The sequence below is a fragment of the Streptococcus oralis ATCC 49296 genome (assembly GCF_000185265.1).
Classification (GTDB): Bacteria; Bacillota; Bacilli; order Lactobacillales; family Streptococcaceae; genus Streptococcus; species Streptococcus oralis_BC.
The window spans coordinates 502,519-519,193 of record NZ_GL622183.1 but is presented as its reverse complement, the minus strand read 5'-3'; the positions used below and the strand labels follow the sequence as shown (position 1 = coordinate 519,193).

At 42.8% G+C, this 16,675-nt stretch carries 11 protein-coding genes; all 11 read right to left on the bottom strand.

Translation table 11 applies throughout. The features are described from left to right. Positions 1-6 precede the first annotated feature (6 nt). Positions 7-1,065, bottom strand: a complete 1,059-nt coding sequence (locus HMPREF8578_RS04805; protein WP_000730569.1) for an AAA family ATPase — start codon at positions 1,063-1,065, stop codon at positions 7-9. A 146-nt stretch (positions 1,066-1,211) separates the two neighbouring features. Then, complete coding sequence (locus tag HMPREF8578_RS04800; RefSeq protein ID WP_001109727.1) at positions 1,212-3,644, bottom strand: ATP-dependent Clp protease ATP-binding subunit; 2,433 nt, start codon at positions 3,642-3,644, stop codon at positions 1,212-1,214. Position 3,645: 1 nt separating this feature from the next. Further along, positions 3,646-4,104, bottom strand: a complete 459-nt coding sequence (locus HMPREF8578_RS04795; RefSeq protein WP_001211261.1) for a CtsR family transcriptional regulator — start codon at positions 4,102-4,104, stop codon at positions 3,646-3,648. 171 nt (positions 4,105-4,275) lie between these two features. After that, a complete protein-coding gene (locus HMPREF8578_RS0102135) occupies positions 4,276-7,092 on the bottom strand; it encodes a Spy0128 family protein (RefSeq protein ID WP_025168811.1) in 2,817 nt (938 codons plus the stop codon). A gap of 204 nt (positions 7,093-7,296) precedes the next feature. Next, positions 7,297-8,025, bottom strand: coding sequence for an ABC transporter ATP-binding protein (locus HMPREF8578_RS04790; protein WP_000136209.1), 729 nt, complete (start codon positions 8,023-8,025; stop codon positions 7,297-7,299). Next, on the bottom strand, positions 8,025-9,032 hold the full coding sequence (locus HMPREF8578_RS04785; protein WP_000754526.1) for an ABC transporter substrate-binding protein: 1,008 nt from the start codon (positions 9,030-9,032) through the stop codon (positions 8,025-8,027). The genes HMPREF8578_RS04790 and HMPREF8578_RS04785 overlap by 1 nt, the downstream gene beginning before the upstream one ends. A 35-nt stretch (positions 9,033-9,067) precedes the next feature. Continuing rightward, positions 9,068-9,826, bottom strand: a complete 759-nt coding sequence (locus HMPREF8578_RS04780) for an ABC transporter permease (protein ID WP_080554504.1) — start codon at positions 9,824-9,826, stop codon at positions 9,068-9,070. Continuing rightward, entirely contained in the window at positions 9,789-10,079 is a 291-nt protein-coding gene (locus HMPREF8578_RS04775) for a thiamine-binding protein (RefSeq protein WP_000647676.1), read from the bottom strand. The genes HMPREF8578_RS04780 and HMPREF8578_RS04775 overlap by 38 nt, the downstream gene beginning before the upstream one ends. Positions 10,080-10,355: 276 nt before the next feature. After that, entirely contained in the window at positions 10,356-12,989 is a 2,634-nt protein-coding gene (gene polA, locus HMPREF8578_RS04770) for a DNA polymerase I (protein WP_000358447.1), read from the bottom strand. 129 nt (positions 12,990-13,118) lie between these two features. Further along, entirely contained in the window at positions 13,119-15,404 is a 2,286-nt protein-coding gene (locus HMPREF8578_RS04765) for an SIALI-17 repeat-containing surface protein (protein WP_000358513.1), read from the bottom strand. A 116-nt stretch (positions 15,405-15,520) separates the two neighbouring features. Beyond that, positions 15,521-16,642 (bottom strand): CHAP domain-containing protein, encoded by a 1,122-nt coding sequence (locus tag HMPREF8578_RS04760; protein ID WP_000143408.1) that lies wholly within the window; start codon positions 16,640-16,642, stop codon positions 15,521-15,523. Between the last annotated feature and the right edge of the window lie 33 nt (positions 16,643-16,675).

Below are 16,675 nucleotides of genomic sequence, written 5' to 3'. Positions count from 1 at the left end.
TTTCTCCTAATCTGCTTGGTAAATGGCATCAATAGCCACTTTGGCTACTTCATAATTGCCTAGGTAATCCTCCGCTAGATAAACTAGTGGAATAGTGGTTAAGTATCGCTCTCTCATCTGGTCCAAATGCTGGGAAAAACTGTAGCGAATGTGGTCCTCTGCCATGGTCATATCTCTAAATCCGTCATTGACATAGGAGCCGACAGGTTGCACGAAGAGAATCAAATCCCATTTTTCCTTGGCCAAGATAGAGGCAAAGAGATTGTCAAAGGTTTCTCCTGATAAGTCCTCTTGGTCCTCAGTCTCCATGTAATAGTCATAGTAGCCCTTGGTTACCAAGGAGTTGGTATCGGCTATCACAAGGCCTCGATTGGCATTACTATCGATTAACTTGGAGGTCTGGTCATACTGCCCTAAAAGGAGATAATAATAATCCTTTGGAGTCAATTCATCGTCGCGGACATTGTTTTTGATCTGGTACTCACGCGCGTATTCCAGACTAACGGGTGCATCGTAATACCTTGCCAAATCCTTGGCCAGAGTGGTCTTCCCATTGCTAGCACTTCCCATGATCAACACTTTCTTGGTAAACTGACGACGGAAGGGTTGAGCGATATATTTCCAATATTTGCTTGGATTTTCTCGAATCATAGTCGCTGAGATACCAAACTTTCTTTCTTGCAAGACGGTGCCAAATCCACGTTTAGCTAGTTCTTGCTGGTAGTCTGCTTCTCCCACAAAGAAAATCAGTTCTTGCTGGTTTTCATCATAGGAAATCTCCGCTAACATCTGGTCCAACCACTCCTGCCAGCCCATAGGGTAACGGGGAAGGTTGGTCTCATCCAGCTTGCAGACAGAGGTCAATTCGTCATCACGAAAAGCCTCTCGGATATAGCGAAATCGTTTTTGAAGACTTAAACCTACCTGCTCCCCTCTGTCTCCCTCATAGCCTGAAACGACTACCCAGACCTGGTCACACTGACGCTTCGCTCGCTGGATCAGATCGATATGACCCTGATGAAGAGGGGCAAAGGTCCCAAATACCACTGCTGTTTTCTTTTTCATAAACGTTTTACCTTTTTATAATTTTTGATATTTTTATTTTCTATGTTTTTATTATATACTATATTTTTGTTTTGTCAATAGTTTTTTATCATTTTTTATAAAAAAGTAGCAAAAAAAGAATCAGGACTGCTCCTGACTCTCCATTTTTAAGCAATATCAAATTTTAATTGACCTGCTTTGACACCAATCTTGAGAGTCTTGCCTGCCACTAATTCTCCCTTAAGAAGAAGTTCTGCCAACTTGTCCTCCACTTCTGTTTGCAGGGTTCTGCGAAGTGGGCGAGCTCCCATTTCTGGATTGTAACCGTGACTAGCTAGCAACTTCAGGGCCGAAGCTTGCAGTTTCAAGTCGATGCCTTTCTCTGCCAGGCTAGCAATCAATGGTTTAACCATAATCTTGACAATTTCCTGCATATGTTCGCTATCCAAGCTATGGAAGACTACCTTTTCATCAATACGGTTGATAAACTCTGGTCGATAAGTTTTTTTCAGCTCTTCAAAGATGCGTTTTTCCATATTTTCCTGGTCAAAACGAATGTCTTTCGCGCCAAAGCCGACCGTCTTGTCATCACGAAGGGCTGTTGCACCAAGGTTTGACGTCATGATGATAATGGTATTTGAAAAATCCACCTTGCGTCCCTTGCTATCTGTCAAGACACCGTCGTCCAGAACCTGCAAGAGGACATTAAAGATATCTGGGTGAGCCTTCTCTACCTCGTCAAAGAGGAGCACAGAGTAAGGTTTGTTGCGAACTTTCTCGGTCAACTCCCCACCTTCCTCGTAGCCCACATAGCCAGGAGGTGCTCCATTGAGACGGCTAGCCGCAAATTTCTCCATATACTCACTCATATCAAAGCGGATAAGGGCTGATTCGTCATCAAAGAGGACTTCTGCCAGAGCCTTGGCCAATTCGGTCTTACCGACTCCTGTCGGCCCTAGGAACATAAAGGAACCAATCGGACGCTTGTGACTACGAATACCTGACTGGTTGCGGCGAATGGCACGGCTAATGCTTGAAACAGCTTGATCTTGGCCAATGACACGTTTGTGCAATTCCGCTTCCAAATTAAGGTATTTCTTGGCATCCGTTTGCGTCAGTTTTTGGACTGGGATACCTGACAAGCGACTCAAGGTAGTCAAAATTTCAGATTCTGTTACCAAGTCTTTATAGACAGGGACTTCCTGCTCTTTTGCGATTAGCTGAGCAGCTTGTTTCCACTTGCCATCCATCAAGGCCTTGTCAGCTGGAGTCAAGTCGGATTCGTCTGTTTTCACATGCTTGGATTTGTTTTGCACTGTTGCTGCTGCTTCATCTAAGAGGTCGATAGCAGAGTCTGGCAAGTGACGACTGGTCAAGTAACGATGCGCCATCTTAACAGCTGTTTCAACAGCTTCATCTGTGATTTGCACACGATGGTGTTTCTCATAGGTAGCCTTCAAACCTTGCAAAATGATCATGCTGTCAGCTAAACTTGGCTCTTCAATCGTCACTTTGGCAAACCGACGAGAAAGGGCAGCATCTTTTTCGATGTGTTTTTGGTATTCTTCCTGAGTGGTTGCACCAACCGTTCTCAAAGTTCCACGAGCCAAGGCTGGCTTCAAGATATTAGCCGCATCCAGAGTCGAGTCAATACCGCTACCAGAACCCATGATGGTGTGGAGTTCATCGATAAAGAGGATCACTTTGCCATCTTCCTCGATATCCTTGATGATATTGTTCATGCGCTCTTCAAAATCTCCACGGAAACGTGTCCCCGCAACAACATTCATCAAATCAAGCTCTAGAACACGCATCTTGGCCATTTCCGCAGGCACATCCCCACTAGCAATACGCTGAGCAAGTCCAAGTGCCAGAGCTGTTTTCCCGACACCCGCATCTCCAACCAAGACCGGATTGTTCTTGGTCTTCCGACTCAAAATCTGAATCATACGTGAGATTTCCTTGTCTCGACCTATAACTGGCTCTAACTTGCCAGAGCGCGCTTGCTCCGTCAGGTCATGCGTGTAGTCCTCTAGACCACCACTTTGAGCTTGAGGCATGCCCATCATATTGGCCATGGAATTTTGCTTGTCAGTTACTGTGCGATGACGTTGACGCAAAGCCTTAAGATCTTCTCTTGTCCATCCTGCACGCTCTTCTAGATTGCGACGAAGAGCAGCAATTCTGACCTGATCTTTCTGGTCTTCATAAGAAAAGCCTGCTCTCTCCAAGATGCGAGTCGCCAAGGCATTGCCATCATGCAAGATTGCATATAATACATGCTCTGTCCCTAGCACCTTTGCATGGACCACTGAGGCCACATACTCTGCTTCTGCAAAGAGAACCTCCAAACGATGGGAAAAGGGTAATTCCGTAAAGGTTTCGTCTTGGCTATAGTCCGTTTCAGTCAGTTCCAACGCAACCTCTTCTAAACGATCCATTTCATAAGGATAATCATTTAGAGTTGCACCTGCCACACTGTAACTGTGATTGGACATGGCAATCAACAAATGCCATGACTCTAGATAACGGGCTCCAAAATGGCTCGCAACCATGTAGGCACTTTCGATACATTCATTCAATGCTTTTGAATAGTTCATCTTACTTCTCTTTTCTATCTACCTCTTGTAATAGCTGTCGGAGCATATTGGCACGGACAACTGAGGATTCTTCCCCTAGGACACGATCTGTTGCCACAGATGCCAGCAAGGTCATCTCCTGCTTGGTCATCAAGTCCTGCTCCACCAAAAGCTGGAGAATATCCTCATAGATCTCCTGACTAACTCGCTCACCAATCGAGTAAAGCAAATCGCGGAGCATCTCATGATGACTGGAAAATTCAATCCGCCCTATGCGAATGTAGCCTCCGCCACCACGCTTGCTCTCAACCAAGTAACCTCTGCTTTCCGTAAAGCGGGTCTTGATGACATAGTTGATCTGGCTCGGTACAACCTGGAAGGTATCTGCTAACTGGCTCCGTTGCAATTCCACAATACCAGATTGGTCTAAAATCGCCTTGATATAGGCTTCGATATGATCTGATGTATTTTTAAATCTCATAGTAAATCAAACTCCTTCTTTGAACCTTGACTATCTTTGACTATTATACCGAAATTTTTGATTTTTTTAAAGGAAAAGGGAACAAGTTGCGAAGATTATTATAAACTATCCAAAACAAAAAGATGGGACCGTCAAACGGTCTCCATCTTTTTTAGTTATTCAAAGTTAAGATTAGTCAACTTTTTTAGCACGGTATACAAGTCCTGCCAAAGCTGCAAGAACTAGACCAAGAATAGTAGAGAATACTGTAAAGTCTGATCCACCAGTATTTGGCAAATCTCCCTTAGGCTGTTCACCCTTAGGATCTTCCTTAGGACCTTCCTTAGGTTCTTCTTTTTTCGGTTCAGTATACGTGTTAGTGATTGTTGGGTTGTTACCTGTAACTTCTGTTACAAGTTGACCTGCACCATTATCTGTCACTTTTACTGTCACTTCGTAAGAATTTTCATCATATTTGATATTCTCATCGTTACCTTTTACTTCAGTAATAGTGTAAGTGTGCTCACCTGCTGCTGCGTACTTAATTGCTTTGAAAGTAACAGTACCGTCTGCAGCGTTTGTCGCTGTTTCGATTAATTTGTCACCTTCTTTAAGTTCAAACTTAAACTGACCTTCTGCAAGTTCTTTATCTTTTTCTTTATCTTTCAAGACTTTCTTAGCTGTGAAGGTTACTTGTGTAGAAGAAGCAACATAAGTGTTTGTGAAGGTTGGGTTGTTGTCAGTTACAGTCGCAACAAGTTTGCCTGCACCGTTGTCAACAACTTTAACAGTCACTTCGTGTTTAGTAGTGTCGTATGTCACACCTGCTTCGCTACCTGCTTTTTCAGTGATAGTGTAAGTGTGGCTACCTGCTTCTTTGTATTCGATACCTTCGAAAGCAACTGTACCGTCTGCAGCGTTTGTCGCTGTTCCGATTACTTTGTCACCTTCTTTAAGTTCAAACTCATATTTACCTGCTTCAAGGGCTTTACCTTCTAAGACTTTCTTAGCGGTAATATTTACAGTTGTTGAAGATGCTTTATAAGTGTTAGTGAAGGTTGGGTTGTTACCTGTAACAGTTGCAACAAGTTGACCTGCACCGTCATCTTTAACGTTCACCTTAACTTCGTGTTTGGCAGTATCGTATGTCACACCTGCTTCGCTACCTGCTTTTTCAGTGATAGTGTAAGTGTGGTCGCCTGCTTCATTGAACTCAATTTCTTTGAAAGTAACAGTGCCGTCTGCAGCATTTTTAGCTGTTGCAACGACTTTGTCACCTTCTTTAAGTTCAAACTCATATTTACCAGCTTCTAGAGCTTTACCATTCAAGACTTTAGTAGCCGTGATAGTAGCTGTTGTTGTAGCTGCTTTATAAGTGTTTGTGAAGGTTGGGTTGTTGTTAGTTGCAGTTGCAACAAGTTTGCCTTGACCATTATCTGTAACGACTACTGTTACTTCATAAGCATTTGGATCGTATTCAACTCCGGCTACATCACCTGCTTTTTCAGAGATAGTGAATGTACGAGTTTCTTCTTTTGTGAAGGTAAGTTCTGGGAATTGAATCTTACCGTTTGCATCGTTTGAAACAGTGTGGAGAACTGTTCCGTTTTCTTTCAACTCAAATTCAAATTGGCCAGCCTCGATAGCTTTACCGTTCAAGACTTTCTTAGCTTCAAGTTGAAGTTTTGCTTCTTTAGCAGCGTATGTGTTTGTAAATTCTTTCTTAGAATCTTTATATTTAACACTTGCAATCTTTTGACCATACACGTTTGCTACAGTAACTTCTGCTTCAAGTACTGAATCATCGTATGTATAGCCAGGTTTGTTGTCATTTACTTCTTTAATTTGGTATTTGAATGTACCTTCATTAGAGAATTTAACTGCTGGGAATTTAACATTTCCTTCAGCATCGTTTTTAGCTTCAGTTACAGAACCATCTGGAGCAATCAATTGGAAAGTAAATGCATCTGCCTCAAGAGTTTTTCCTTCAAGTTTTTTCTTAACTTGGAATTCAACCTCATCAGACTTCGCACCTGAACCGATACCTTCTGTAGTTGTCAAAGCAGCAAATCCATGAACATCAAATGTTTCTTGATCGGTTATCGCTTTTACATCGTTAAATGCTTTTTTAGTTGCATTGTCAACTGGAGCAGTTAGACGAGTTTTATATAGGATATAGAGACCTTGTCCGTCCATTGTGCCATCACCGTTTGGAGTGATGGTAAAGTGATTTCCATCAACAACGTTGATATGGGCAGCTTCTAGTCTTGGACGAGCTTCAGCTTTGTTCCACTCAGTAAAGTAGTAACCAGTAATTTCACTTGCAAGAACTTGTCCTTCTGGAATAGTATCTTCGAGTTTAACCCCTGTGTAAGATTTTGCATAGCGGTTAACACGGATACGCCAGTTTACGTAGTTCGGGTCGTCTGAGTCTTGAACTCCCCATTTAGTAAATCCAGTTGGGTCATCATCTGGGACGATACGAGTCAAAGTGTAAACTTGGTCACCTGGGATATTAATTTGATAAGGAGTGTTTAGTTTAACACTATCTGCCCAAACGACTGTAAACAGGGCAGTAATCTCCTTGTTCTCTGACAAATTAGCAAAGTAAGCAGCATTTGTCACTTTGACAGTAGCTGTGTTATCTGCTTTACTAGTTGTCAATTCAGCAATAGTTGTTTGCCCATCTGGTGCTTTCAATTCCGTAGTAGAATCTTTTTCAATTTTAAATTCGTTTGGAACATGATACACCATGTAATCCCCATCTTTGAGGGTTACATCATTTGGGAAACTATAAGTTGGTTGAAGATAGAATTTACCTTCCCCGTACTTAGCGCCATCAACAAGTTTGTTATTGTTGATTTTTGAAACAGTTTTCATTGTGTAACTGCTCGCTGGTAGTTCCTCCGCTTGAACAACTGTGCTAACTTTGAGTGCAGGCAAAAAGACCGACACAACCAGTAGCAAGGCCATCAAGCCATGAAAGAGTTTACTAGTTCTCTTTTTCACCACATTATCCTCCTTATTGTCTATAATGGTTCAATTATATTATACAGTTCCATTACAAAATGTCAACTAAAATTTAATTATTTTTATATTAACTTACCATTTCTTTAAATATTAAGCCTAATCATGCATGTTCATCAGCTTTGAAACAATTAAATCCAAGCAAGGATTTCGCTTGTATTTAATATATACTAATTTCCTAAAAGGCTACGTATTTAATCCCAATTCTGCTAATATTTGCCGTTTGTAGGCAATTTTTTGGACTTCCTTGTCTTCGTTCTGGGGCCAATCTAGTTTGACTTCAGAGACAATTTGTCCAGGACGATTTTTCAAGATATAGATGCGGTCGCTGAGATTGAGGGCCTCTTCGATACTATGCGTGATGATGAGGGTCGTCAGCTGTAGCTGTTTGTGAATCTCCAGATACCAAGAGTGGAGTTCCATCTTGGTCATCTCATCCAAGGCACTAAAGGCTTCGTCAAGAAGAAAGAGCTTGTGCCCAAAAAGATAGGTCCGGAGCAAGGCTACACGCTGACGCATCCCTCCACTGAGTTCGTGAGGATACTTATCCCGTACAGCTGTCAACTGGAAGGTCGCAAGGATCTCATCCGCTCGGGCAATGGCCTCCGCCTTATCCACCTTTTGAATCAAGAGGGGCAAGATGATATTGCCAAGCACCGTCTTGTGCTCCAAGAGGAGATCCTTTTGCAGCATATAACTCACGCGCCCCTTAGGATTTTCCTCGCCATCAAGGACAATTCTCCCCGACTGGACTTTTAAAATCCCAGCGATTAGGTTAAAGAGAGTGGTCTTTCCAACACCACTTGGACCTAGGATAGAAACCACTTCACCCGAAGTCACCTGCAGGTTGATGTCCTCTAAAATCTTTTCATCGCCATAGGCATAGCTTACGTGTTCTAGTCTAATTTCTGTCATTATTTTACAAATTCATTAGTGAAACCTTTGTCAGTCAAGTCTTCTTTAAGGATACCATTTTCTTTGTCCCATTTGTAGAAGGCATTCCAGCGAGCTGCATCAAATTGTCCCCATTTTTCCTTGTCACTTGCGTATTCTTTTGACAAGTATTTTTGAGATTCGATGACAAAGTCACGTTTTTCCTTGAGTTCAGGTGCATTCTTGATGAGGATATCTGCAGCTTCTTCTGGATGCTCCATGGCATATTGGTAGCCTTTTTTGATGGCTTGGATGACTTTACGAGCTTCTTCCTTGTTGTCTTTTAGATAGTCATTGTTTGCGATGATAACGGGTGAGTAGTAGTCAAACTCCTTGACATAGTCTTTCAAATACATGAAGTTAGCCTCTACGCCTTGAGATTTGGCAAGGATACCATCCCAACCGTAGTAGATCCAAGCAGTGTCAAAAACGCCATTGGCAATTGGTGTGATAGAGTTTGAGTCGTTGTTTGGTACTTTTTCGACCTTCTCAAAGTCTCCTCCTTGTGATTCTACCAAGGTTTTCAACATAGCCAGTTCCGTTGGGTCATTCCAAGTTCCGTATTTCTTACCAACCAAGTCTTTTGGACTGGTGACATTGTCAGATTTGCGTGAGATGATTCCAGATGTATTATGTTCAACGATAGCAGCAACGGCAGTAATCCCTGCTCCTTTTTCCAATTTTTTAGCCATGTAGTCTTGGAAATAGATAGCAAACGGCGCCTTGCCATTGATCACCAAGTCAGACGAGCTTTCTTCAGGTGGCAATTTCAAATCAACATCCACTCCAGCTTCTTTGAAATAACCTTTTTCCTTGGCAACGTATAGCCCTGTGTGGTTAGTATTTGGCGTCCAGTCTAGGATAAAGTCAATCTTCTTGAGTTCCGCTTCCTTACTGTCCTTAGAAGCAGTTCCTTGGCCACAAGCCACCAGCACGACAGCCACAAGAGCTGTTACAAGCATTAAAAACACTTTCCATGTTTTCTTCATTTTATTTCCTCTTTTCTTTTTCTAAAACGCTCTATTTAAGTACGTTTCCATTTAATCACGTATTTTTCACTAATATCGACCAACTTCATACCGAGAAGGCTGATAATCGACACCAGAATAATAATGGCAAACATGGTATCATACTGAAACAGTTTTTTAGACTGAATCATATAAACACCAAGACCTTCAAAACCTCCTAGCCACTCGGACACCACGGTTGTGATAAAGGCGTAGGAGACACTAACCCTTAGACCTGCATAAAAGTAAGGCAGACTGACCGGGATTTTAAAATGCCACAGGATTTGCCAAGGCTTGGCTCGCATCAGACTAAACAAGGTCAGCATATCCTTGTCACAATGCCTAAAACCGTCCAAGATACTGACGATGATAGGGAAGGTTGTCGTCAGGATAATCAAGACAATCTTGGGTAAAATTCCATAGCCTAGCCACAAAACCAGGATGGGAGCTATAGCAATGGTCGGAATGGTCTGAACAACCACCATCATAGGGTAGATAAGATCATTGAGCCAAGTCAGACTGTCCATAAGCACCGCCATGAGGCAAGCAATCAAGACTCCTAAAACCAGCCCCAGCAAAGCCACTCTCAAGGTCGCCCAGCTATGGTGCCAGAGAAATTCTCTGTCACGAACAAAGGACTGGAGAATTTCAAAAGGGGTTGGCAGGATAAACTTGGGTAAAAGTTTGAATATTCCTGCTAACTGCCAGATTGACAAGACTCCTAGAAAACCCAATAGACTAATGTGTCGTCTCATCATACTTTTCAAGTTTCTCATCGATGCTTAAAATCTCTCCTACATTTATTTTGACATTGGCAAAGACATTATCTGCCTCCTGCCCTGCCACTTCTAGCGCTTCTTGGAGAATACGCATGAGCTCATCAAACTCCCCTTCCAAGACCGTTTCAAAAGGTGTCACCACCATGGTCACGGACTGCGCCTGCAGATAAGCAATAACCTGATCGATAATAGCAATTCGATCAATCCCCTGTGATAGGGGCAAGACTTGCAAGGCAATGCTTGCTTTCATAAAAACCTCCTTTTCTCAGGTTTCCCTTTGACAAAAAGAAAACCCCTTCCATATATGGAAAAGGTGCAGAATTCGGCTAAGTATCGTTCCCTACGCTGGCATTACCCAGATCAGGTGCGGTCGAAGTTTAACACTTCCTCTCAGACTGTACACAGACTCCCATATCTTATATGGACATATAGTAACGCAAATACAAGGAAAAGTCAAGGAAACTGCTTACAGAAAATCATGAAAAAGAGTTTGAAGTCAAATGCTTCAAACTCTATCATAGCTTTCTTATTTAGCCTCGTACCAGGTTGCTCCTTCATTTTCATCTGCAATGAGGGGAACACTGAGCTGGATGGCTTCTTCCATGGTTTGTTTCACTAGAGCTTTAACGGCTGCTAGTTCTGATTTTGGAACCTCAAGGACGATTTCATCATGCACTTGCAACAGCATCTTGGTCTGATAGCCACCTTCAACTAGAGCTTTGTCTAGTTGAATCATAGCAATCTTGAGAATATCTGCTGCAGATCCCTGGATAGGGGAGTTGATAGCTGTCCGCTCTGCAAAACCACGAATGTTAAAGTTGCGCGAATTGATATCTGGCAACTCGCGACGACGCTTGAAGAGAGTCTCTACATAACCCTTATCACGCGCCTCACGCACCACCTCATCCATGTAGTTTTTAATACCTGGGAAGCGTTCAAAGTAAGTGTCAATGTAGGCTTTTGCTTCCTTACGGCTGATGCCCAGATTATTAGACAAGCCAAAGTCTGAAATCCCGTAAACCACTCCAAAGTTAACCGCCTTGGCATTACGACGGTCGTTTGGAGTCACATCCTCAGGGCGTTCAATTCCAAAGACCCGCATGGCCGTCGAAGTATGGATATCTGCTCCCTCTTGAAAGGCCTTAATCAGATGCTCATCCTTAGAAATATGAGCCAAAACGCGCAATTCAATCTGTGAATAGTCCGAGCTGAGCAGCACACTATCCTCCCACTCAGGCACAAAAGCCTTACGAATGAGACGGCCTTGTTCCAAACGCACAGGAATATTTTGCAAGTTTGGATCTACACTAGACAGACGCCCAGTCTGAGTCAAATCCTGCACATAGCGGGTGTGGATCTTGCCATCATCCAAAATCCAGTCTTGCAAACCAATCACATAGGTAGATTGGATCTTAGCAATCTGACGGTAGTCGAGGATTTTTTTAACAATCGGAGCAATAGGAGCTAGTCGCTCTAGCACATCCACGGCTGTCGAGTAACCTGTCTTGGTTTTCTTGGTATATTCCAGAGGAAGACCGAGTTTTTCAAAGAGAAGGACGCCCAACTGCTTAGGCGAGTTGATATTAAACTCCTCACCAGCCAGTTCGTAAATCTCTTGAGTGAGTTGCTCAATGACGACCTCATTTTCAGCCTGCATTTCAAGTAGGGTTTCTTTTTTGACCTTGATCCCAGCAATTTCCATCTTAGCAAGGACAAAAGCCAGAGGTTGCTCCATGTCATAGAGAAGGTCTAACTGTCCATGTTCACTGAGTTTTTCAAGTAAAACCGGCTCCGTCTCAACCAATACAGCAACCTTGCGAGCTAGGTGTTCCAAGAATTTCTCTCTCTCAGGGATAGCTTTCTTGACCCCCTTACCGTAGAAAGTCTCATCATCGACCAAGTATGTTTGACCGTAGAGATTCGCAATGGTTGAGATTTCATTGTTCTCGACTGTTGAGAGTAAGTATTTTGCCAAGCGACTGTCAAAAGCAGGTGCCTGCAGGTTCAAGCCCAAGCGATTTAAAAGAACCTTCGCTTTCTTAAAGTCATACACTTTCAGAGGTGTTTTTTCTAAAAATTCCTTGAAAATCGGCTCCTGCAAGAGCTCGAGTTTATCTGTAGCATAAAGTTTATCCCCACAAGACCAAGCAAGACCAACCAAGTCATCTGTATGGTAGTTCTCACCAAAAAGTTCAAAGTGGAAGATAGAGTCTGCGCTCAGCATGTCTTGACTGATGTGATCAACGATAGTGAAATCCAAACTTTCAGGCGCATTCGTTGATGAAACATTTAAAGCTTGCTTGAGTTGTTTGAAGCCCATTTCATCGTAGAATTTTCCGAGATTTTCCACATCTGGTCCACTATAGAGCAAATCATCAAGACCAATCTCAATCGGTGCCTGAGTATCAATGGTCGCAAGTGTTTTAGACAAAAAGGCCTGTTCCTTGTCATTGATGAGATTTTCCTTCATCTTAGAAGCCTTCATTCCATCGATATTTTCATAAATACTCTCAAGCGAACCATGTTCCAGCAAGAGCTTTATACCTGTTTTTTCACCGATTTTCGTGACACCAGGGATATTATCAGACTTATCCCCCATCAGCGCCTTAAGATCAATGAACTGAGCAGGTGTGAGGCCCATTTTTTCCATAAGATAGTCTGGCGTAAAGGCCTCAAACTCAGCCACACCTTTCTTAGAAATCTCGACCACCGTATGCTCATCCGTCAACTGGATCAAGTCCTTGTCTCCGCTAACGATTGTCACATCGAAGGAATCTTTCTCAGCCAAACGGCCTAGAGTCCCGATGATATCATCCGCTTCATACTGGGCCAACTCATAATGGCGAATCCCAAGATAATCTAACAACTCACGAATGAAGGGAAATTGCTCACGAAACTCATCTGGAGTTTTAGCCCGGCCACCCTTGTAGTCTGCATACATCTCTGTTCGGAAAGTCGTCTTACCTGCATCAAAGGCTACCAAAACATGACTGGGCTCAACCCGCTCTAAGACATGATTCAACATGAGTTGAAAGCCATAGATTGCATTGGTATGAAGGCCATTAGCATTTTTAAAACGATCCAACTGCTGATAGAGCGCAAAAAAAGCTCGAAAAGCAACAGAAGATCCATCAATTAATAATAATTTTTTCTTGTCCATACACCCATTATAAAGGAAAGCAAGGAAAAATACCATCGGAAAGAGCTGAAAAACGTGGACTTGTCCCTATTTCACCATAAAAAAGAAAAGGACCATTCAAATCCTTTTCTTTTATTGATTTTATGCGATTTATTTGTTCAATTTTCTCTTTGCAAATGGTAGCAAACCAAGAAGGAGACCAATAAATCCTAGCGATGCAACTGCTGAAGCATCTTGGCTTCCTGTATTTGGAAGGAGTTGTTCATCCGTTGCTGCAGGCGCTTTGTAGGTACGATCTTGTTCAGTTCCAAGAGTAGGGCTTGTAGCCAAAGGAGCTACACTGCCAGTGTATTCTGGAACTTCGTTTGCTGCTGGTTCAATCTTTTCAGCGTAGGCTGGAATATTGGCTACTGCTGGGGCACCGCTTTCTCCATAAACTGGAACATTCGCTACTGCCGGAGCACCGCTTTCTCCATAAACTGGGACATTCGCTACTGCTGGAGCACCGTTTTCTCCATAAACTGGGACATTCGCTACTGCCGGAGCACCGCTTTCTCCATAAACTGGAACATTCGCTACGGCTGGGGAACCACTTTCTCCATAAGCTGGAACATTCGCTACGGCTGGAGCGCCACTTTCGCCATAGGCTGGGAGTTCATTTACAGCAGCTTCTACCGCATTTGCACCTTTGTTGTATTCTGGCAACTCTGCAGTTGCAGCTTCTACTGCGTTCACCCCACCTTTAAAGTCTTCAATTTCAAGAACAGCCGACATGACACTGCTTAGAGTCTTAATAGCATCCTCATAGTCTGCTAAAGCTTGTTGCAAGTCTTTGACTTGACTATTCTTGTCACCAGAAACTTGTAAACTTGATAATTGCGCTTTAATCTTAGCAACTTGCTCTTCTAATTTACTTAGCTCAAGTTTTTTCGCATTACTATTTTCTTCCGCAGCTTCCTTGTCCGCTGCAGCAAGTTTAGCTTGGTCTTGGCTTGAAAGTTGAGATTGAGTTTTTGCTTCGGCCGGTGTCACCTGATCACTGTCTTCTGCCAAGAAATCTGCCAATAAGTCTGAGGCATCAATATCGCCTTCTTCGATAGCTTTCAAGATGCCGTCCTTGCCAATCACTTCTTTAGCTGCCTTAATCGCTGCTTCCTTATCAGTGATAGTGGCATCCTTGTTGATGTCATCGATGGTTGATTTTTCGATACCCTCAAGGGTTGTCAACAATTCGCTGTGGGCTTTTTCTTCTGCCGCCTTCTTAGCTTCTTCCTCTTTCTTAGCCACCTCGGCTGCTTCCTTATCTGCTGCAGTGAGTTTAGCTTGGTCTTGGCTAGAAAGCTGTGATTGAGTCTTCGATTCAGCTGGGCTTACCTGATCGCTATCCTCTGCCAAGAAATCATCTAACAAGTCTGAGGCATCAATGTCACCTTCTTCGATAGCTTTCAAGATGCCGTCCTTGCCAATCACTTCTTTAGCCGCCTTAATCGCCGCTTCCTTATCAGTGATAGTAGCATCTTTGTTGATGTCATCGATAGTTGATTTTTCGATACCTTCAAGCGTTGAAAGCAATTCTGAGCGAACTTTTGCTGCATCAACCTGAGCCTCTTTATCAGCTTCGTCTAACTTAGCTTGGTCTTCATCTGTGAATTCTGATACAGGTTCAGCTACTGTTTTGTGCTCGCTCGTATCTGCTGGCCAGTCTACAATAACATCCCCAATCTCCAAATTCTCATCTGCGATAGCCTTCAAAAGATCTTCTTTACCAATCTCTTCTTTGGCTTCTTTGATAGCCGCTTCTTTATTGGTGATTGAAGCGTCTTTTTTAATATCTTCAATTACAGCATTTTCAAGAGATTCTAGGGCTTGAACCAGGGCATCAGTCGCTTGAGAAACTTGTTCTTTGGCATCTTTTTCAGCCTGGTCTAGTAGAGCCTTCTCCTCAGTAGATAATTTTTTATTAGTTTGAACTTCAGGACCTGTTACCACAGCCTTATCTTCTGCACCTTCTGGCAATTCAGCGATGATATTATCTAAGCTAAGCTCTCCAGACTCAAGAGTATCTGAAATATACATCTTACCGATATATTCCTTCACAGCTTCAGTTGCATCCTCTTTGTCCTCAATCGCTTCCTTATCCTTAATATCACTAATAGCCTGTTCCTCAAGTTCATCCAAAGCCTTCATCAACTCTTCTTTGGTCATCTTAACTGGATTTGTCGCACCAGGATTAGCTGGACTAGCGTTTTCTGATCCCTTTTCAGTTTGAGCACCGCTCTCCCCTTCTGTTCCAGCTTGTGGTTGTGCAGGAGCAACTGCCTGCTCTTCTGCTTTCCCTTCATCTGCCTTAACTACTGAAGGCTGTGAAACGAGTACACTAGCACCCAATACAGCTGCACTTGCTAAACTTGTTAAAATAACTTTCTTCTTGTCCATTAGACAAAGCCCCTTTTATAGTTTTTAATGTTATTATATTATACTATTTAAAGAACGTCAACTAATTCGATATCCATTTTAAAATTTTATGAACAAGAAGAAAGCTTGTATGATGTTTAAGAAACACTTCCTATCCTTACCCCATCACTGTCTAGTCTGTAGCCATCAATAATCGTATTAACAGCTAAGGCTCCCGAAGCATCGACATAGTAATGTTTACCCGAGACTTGGAACCATTGACTAGCTTTCATCCGGCCAGATTCCTCTAAGTAATACCAAGTTCCCTTATCTTTAAGCCAGCCCGTCTGCATCTCACCTGAAGCCTTTAGATAATACCAGTGAGAGTCATCCTTAATCCAGCCAGTTGACATGGCCCCATTCTCTTTTAAATGATACCAATTGCCATTAACTTTTTTCCATCCTGTCGCCAGCTTACCATTCTCTCGGTAATACCAACTCCCTCCTTCTTTTTTCCAGCCTTTCTCTGTATTGCTTAACTTTGTATACTGCACATATCTTCTAGCACCACTGTAGGATAGATAACCGAGCCACTTATAACCGTCCTTTTCAATAACCTGGTCATAGCTTACACTCTCACCAGCATAATAGTAGTTAATAACCTGTCCTGTACTTGACGGTTGGTCCATAATAGGCGATTTCCCCGTGAATACTATTGTCCCACTAGACGGAAGCTCTGAGCTACGAGCATTCTCACCTGCACTATGACTAGTAGATAAATCCCTGAAATGAATAAAACCTGTCATCGAACTAGCCTTGACTTTTCGACGGTTATACTTTTCTCGAACCCCATAGTTATACTCTTCAATCTCAATCGTATCCCCTGATACATTTGATACCCAGGCCACGTGCCCATAATAACCTTCTGTCGACCAAGCAATAGCCCCAACTTCTGGCTTAGTATCCACACGGTAGCCTTCTCGCCTTGCACGATGTCCCCATTCATTTGCATTTCCATAGGCAGGAGGAATCTCAAAGCCATTTACACTACTCAAACGAAAGGCCGCAAAAGAGGTACACTGGCGAGAATACATCCGCCACTGATCGATTTCAACACTACCATTTTTGTAGTGAAGCGGATAATCATCTCCACGCGCTACACTGGCGGCATGAGCCAATTCCCCACCCAACAAAAAGGTACTTGTAACAAACAAAGTAGCCAGCCCTACACTCAACTGAGTACATCTACTCTTCTTAACTCCTGATTTTAAAAACGTCATTCATTCTCCTTAATGATATAAATTTCCGAGGTT

Bases quoted from the DNA above. Each gene is read 5' to 3' on its own strand.
- polA (WP_000358447.1), bottom strand. From the start codon at position 12,989: ATGGACAAGAAAAAATTATTATTAATTGATGGATCTTCTGTTGCTTTT.
- HMPREF8578_RS04790 (WP_000136209.1), bottom strand. From the start codon at position 8,025: ATGACAGAAATTAGACTAGAACACGTAAGCTATGCCTATGGCGATGAA.
- HMPREF8578_RS04760 (WP_000143408.1), bottom strand. From the start codon at position 16,642: ATGACGTTTTTAAAATCAGGAGTTAAGAAGAGTAGATGTACTCAGTTG.
- HMPREF8578_RS04780 (WP_080554504.1), bottom strand. From the start codon at position 9,826: ATGAGAAACTTGAAAAGTATGATGAGACGACACATTAGTCTATTGGGT.
- HMPREF8578_RS04805 (WP_000730569.1), bottom strand. From the start codon at position 1,065: ATGAAAAAGAAAACAGCAGTGGTATTTGGGACCTTTGCCCCTCTTCAT.
- HMPREF8578_RS04785 (WP_000754526.1), bottom strand. From the start codon at position 9,032: ATGAAGAAAACATGGAAAGTGTTTTTAATGCTTGTAACAGCTCTTGTG.
- HMPREF8578_RS04800 (WP_001109727.1), bottom strand. From the start codon at position 3,644: ATGAACTATTCAAAAGCATTGAATGAATGTATCGAAAGTGCCTACATG.
- HMPREF8578_RS04795 (WP_001211261.1), bottom strand. From the start codon at position 4,104: ATGAGATTTAAAAATACATCAGATCATATCGAAGCCTATATCAAGGCG.
- HMPREF8578_RS04775 (WP_000647676.1), bottom strand. From the start codon at position 10,079: ATGAAAGCAAGCATTGCCTTGCAAGTCTTGCCCCTATCACAGGGGATT.
- HMPREF8578_RS04765 (WP_000358513.1), bottom strand. From the start codon at position 15,404: ATGGACAAGAAGAAAGTTATTTTAACAAGTTTAGCAAGTGCAGCTGTA.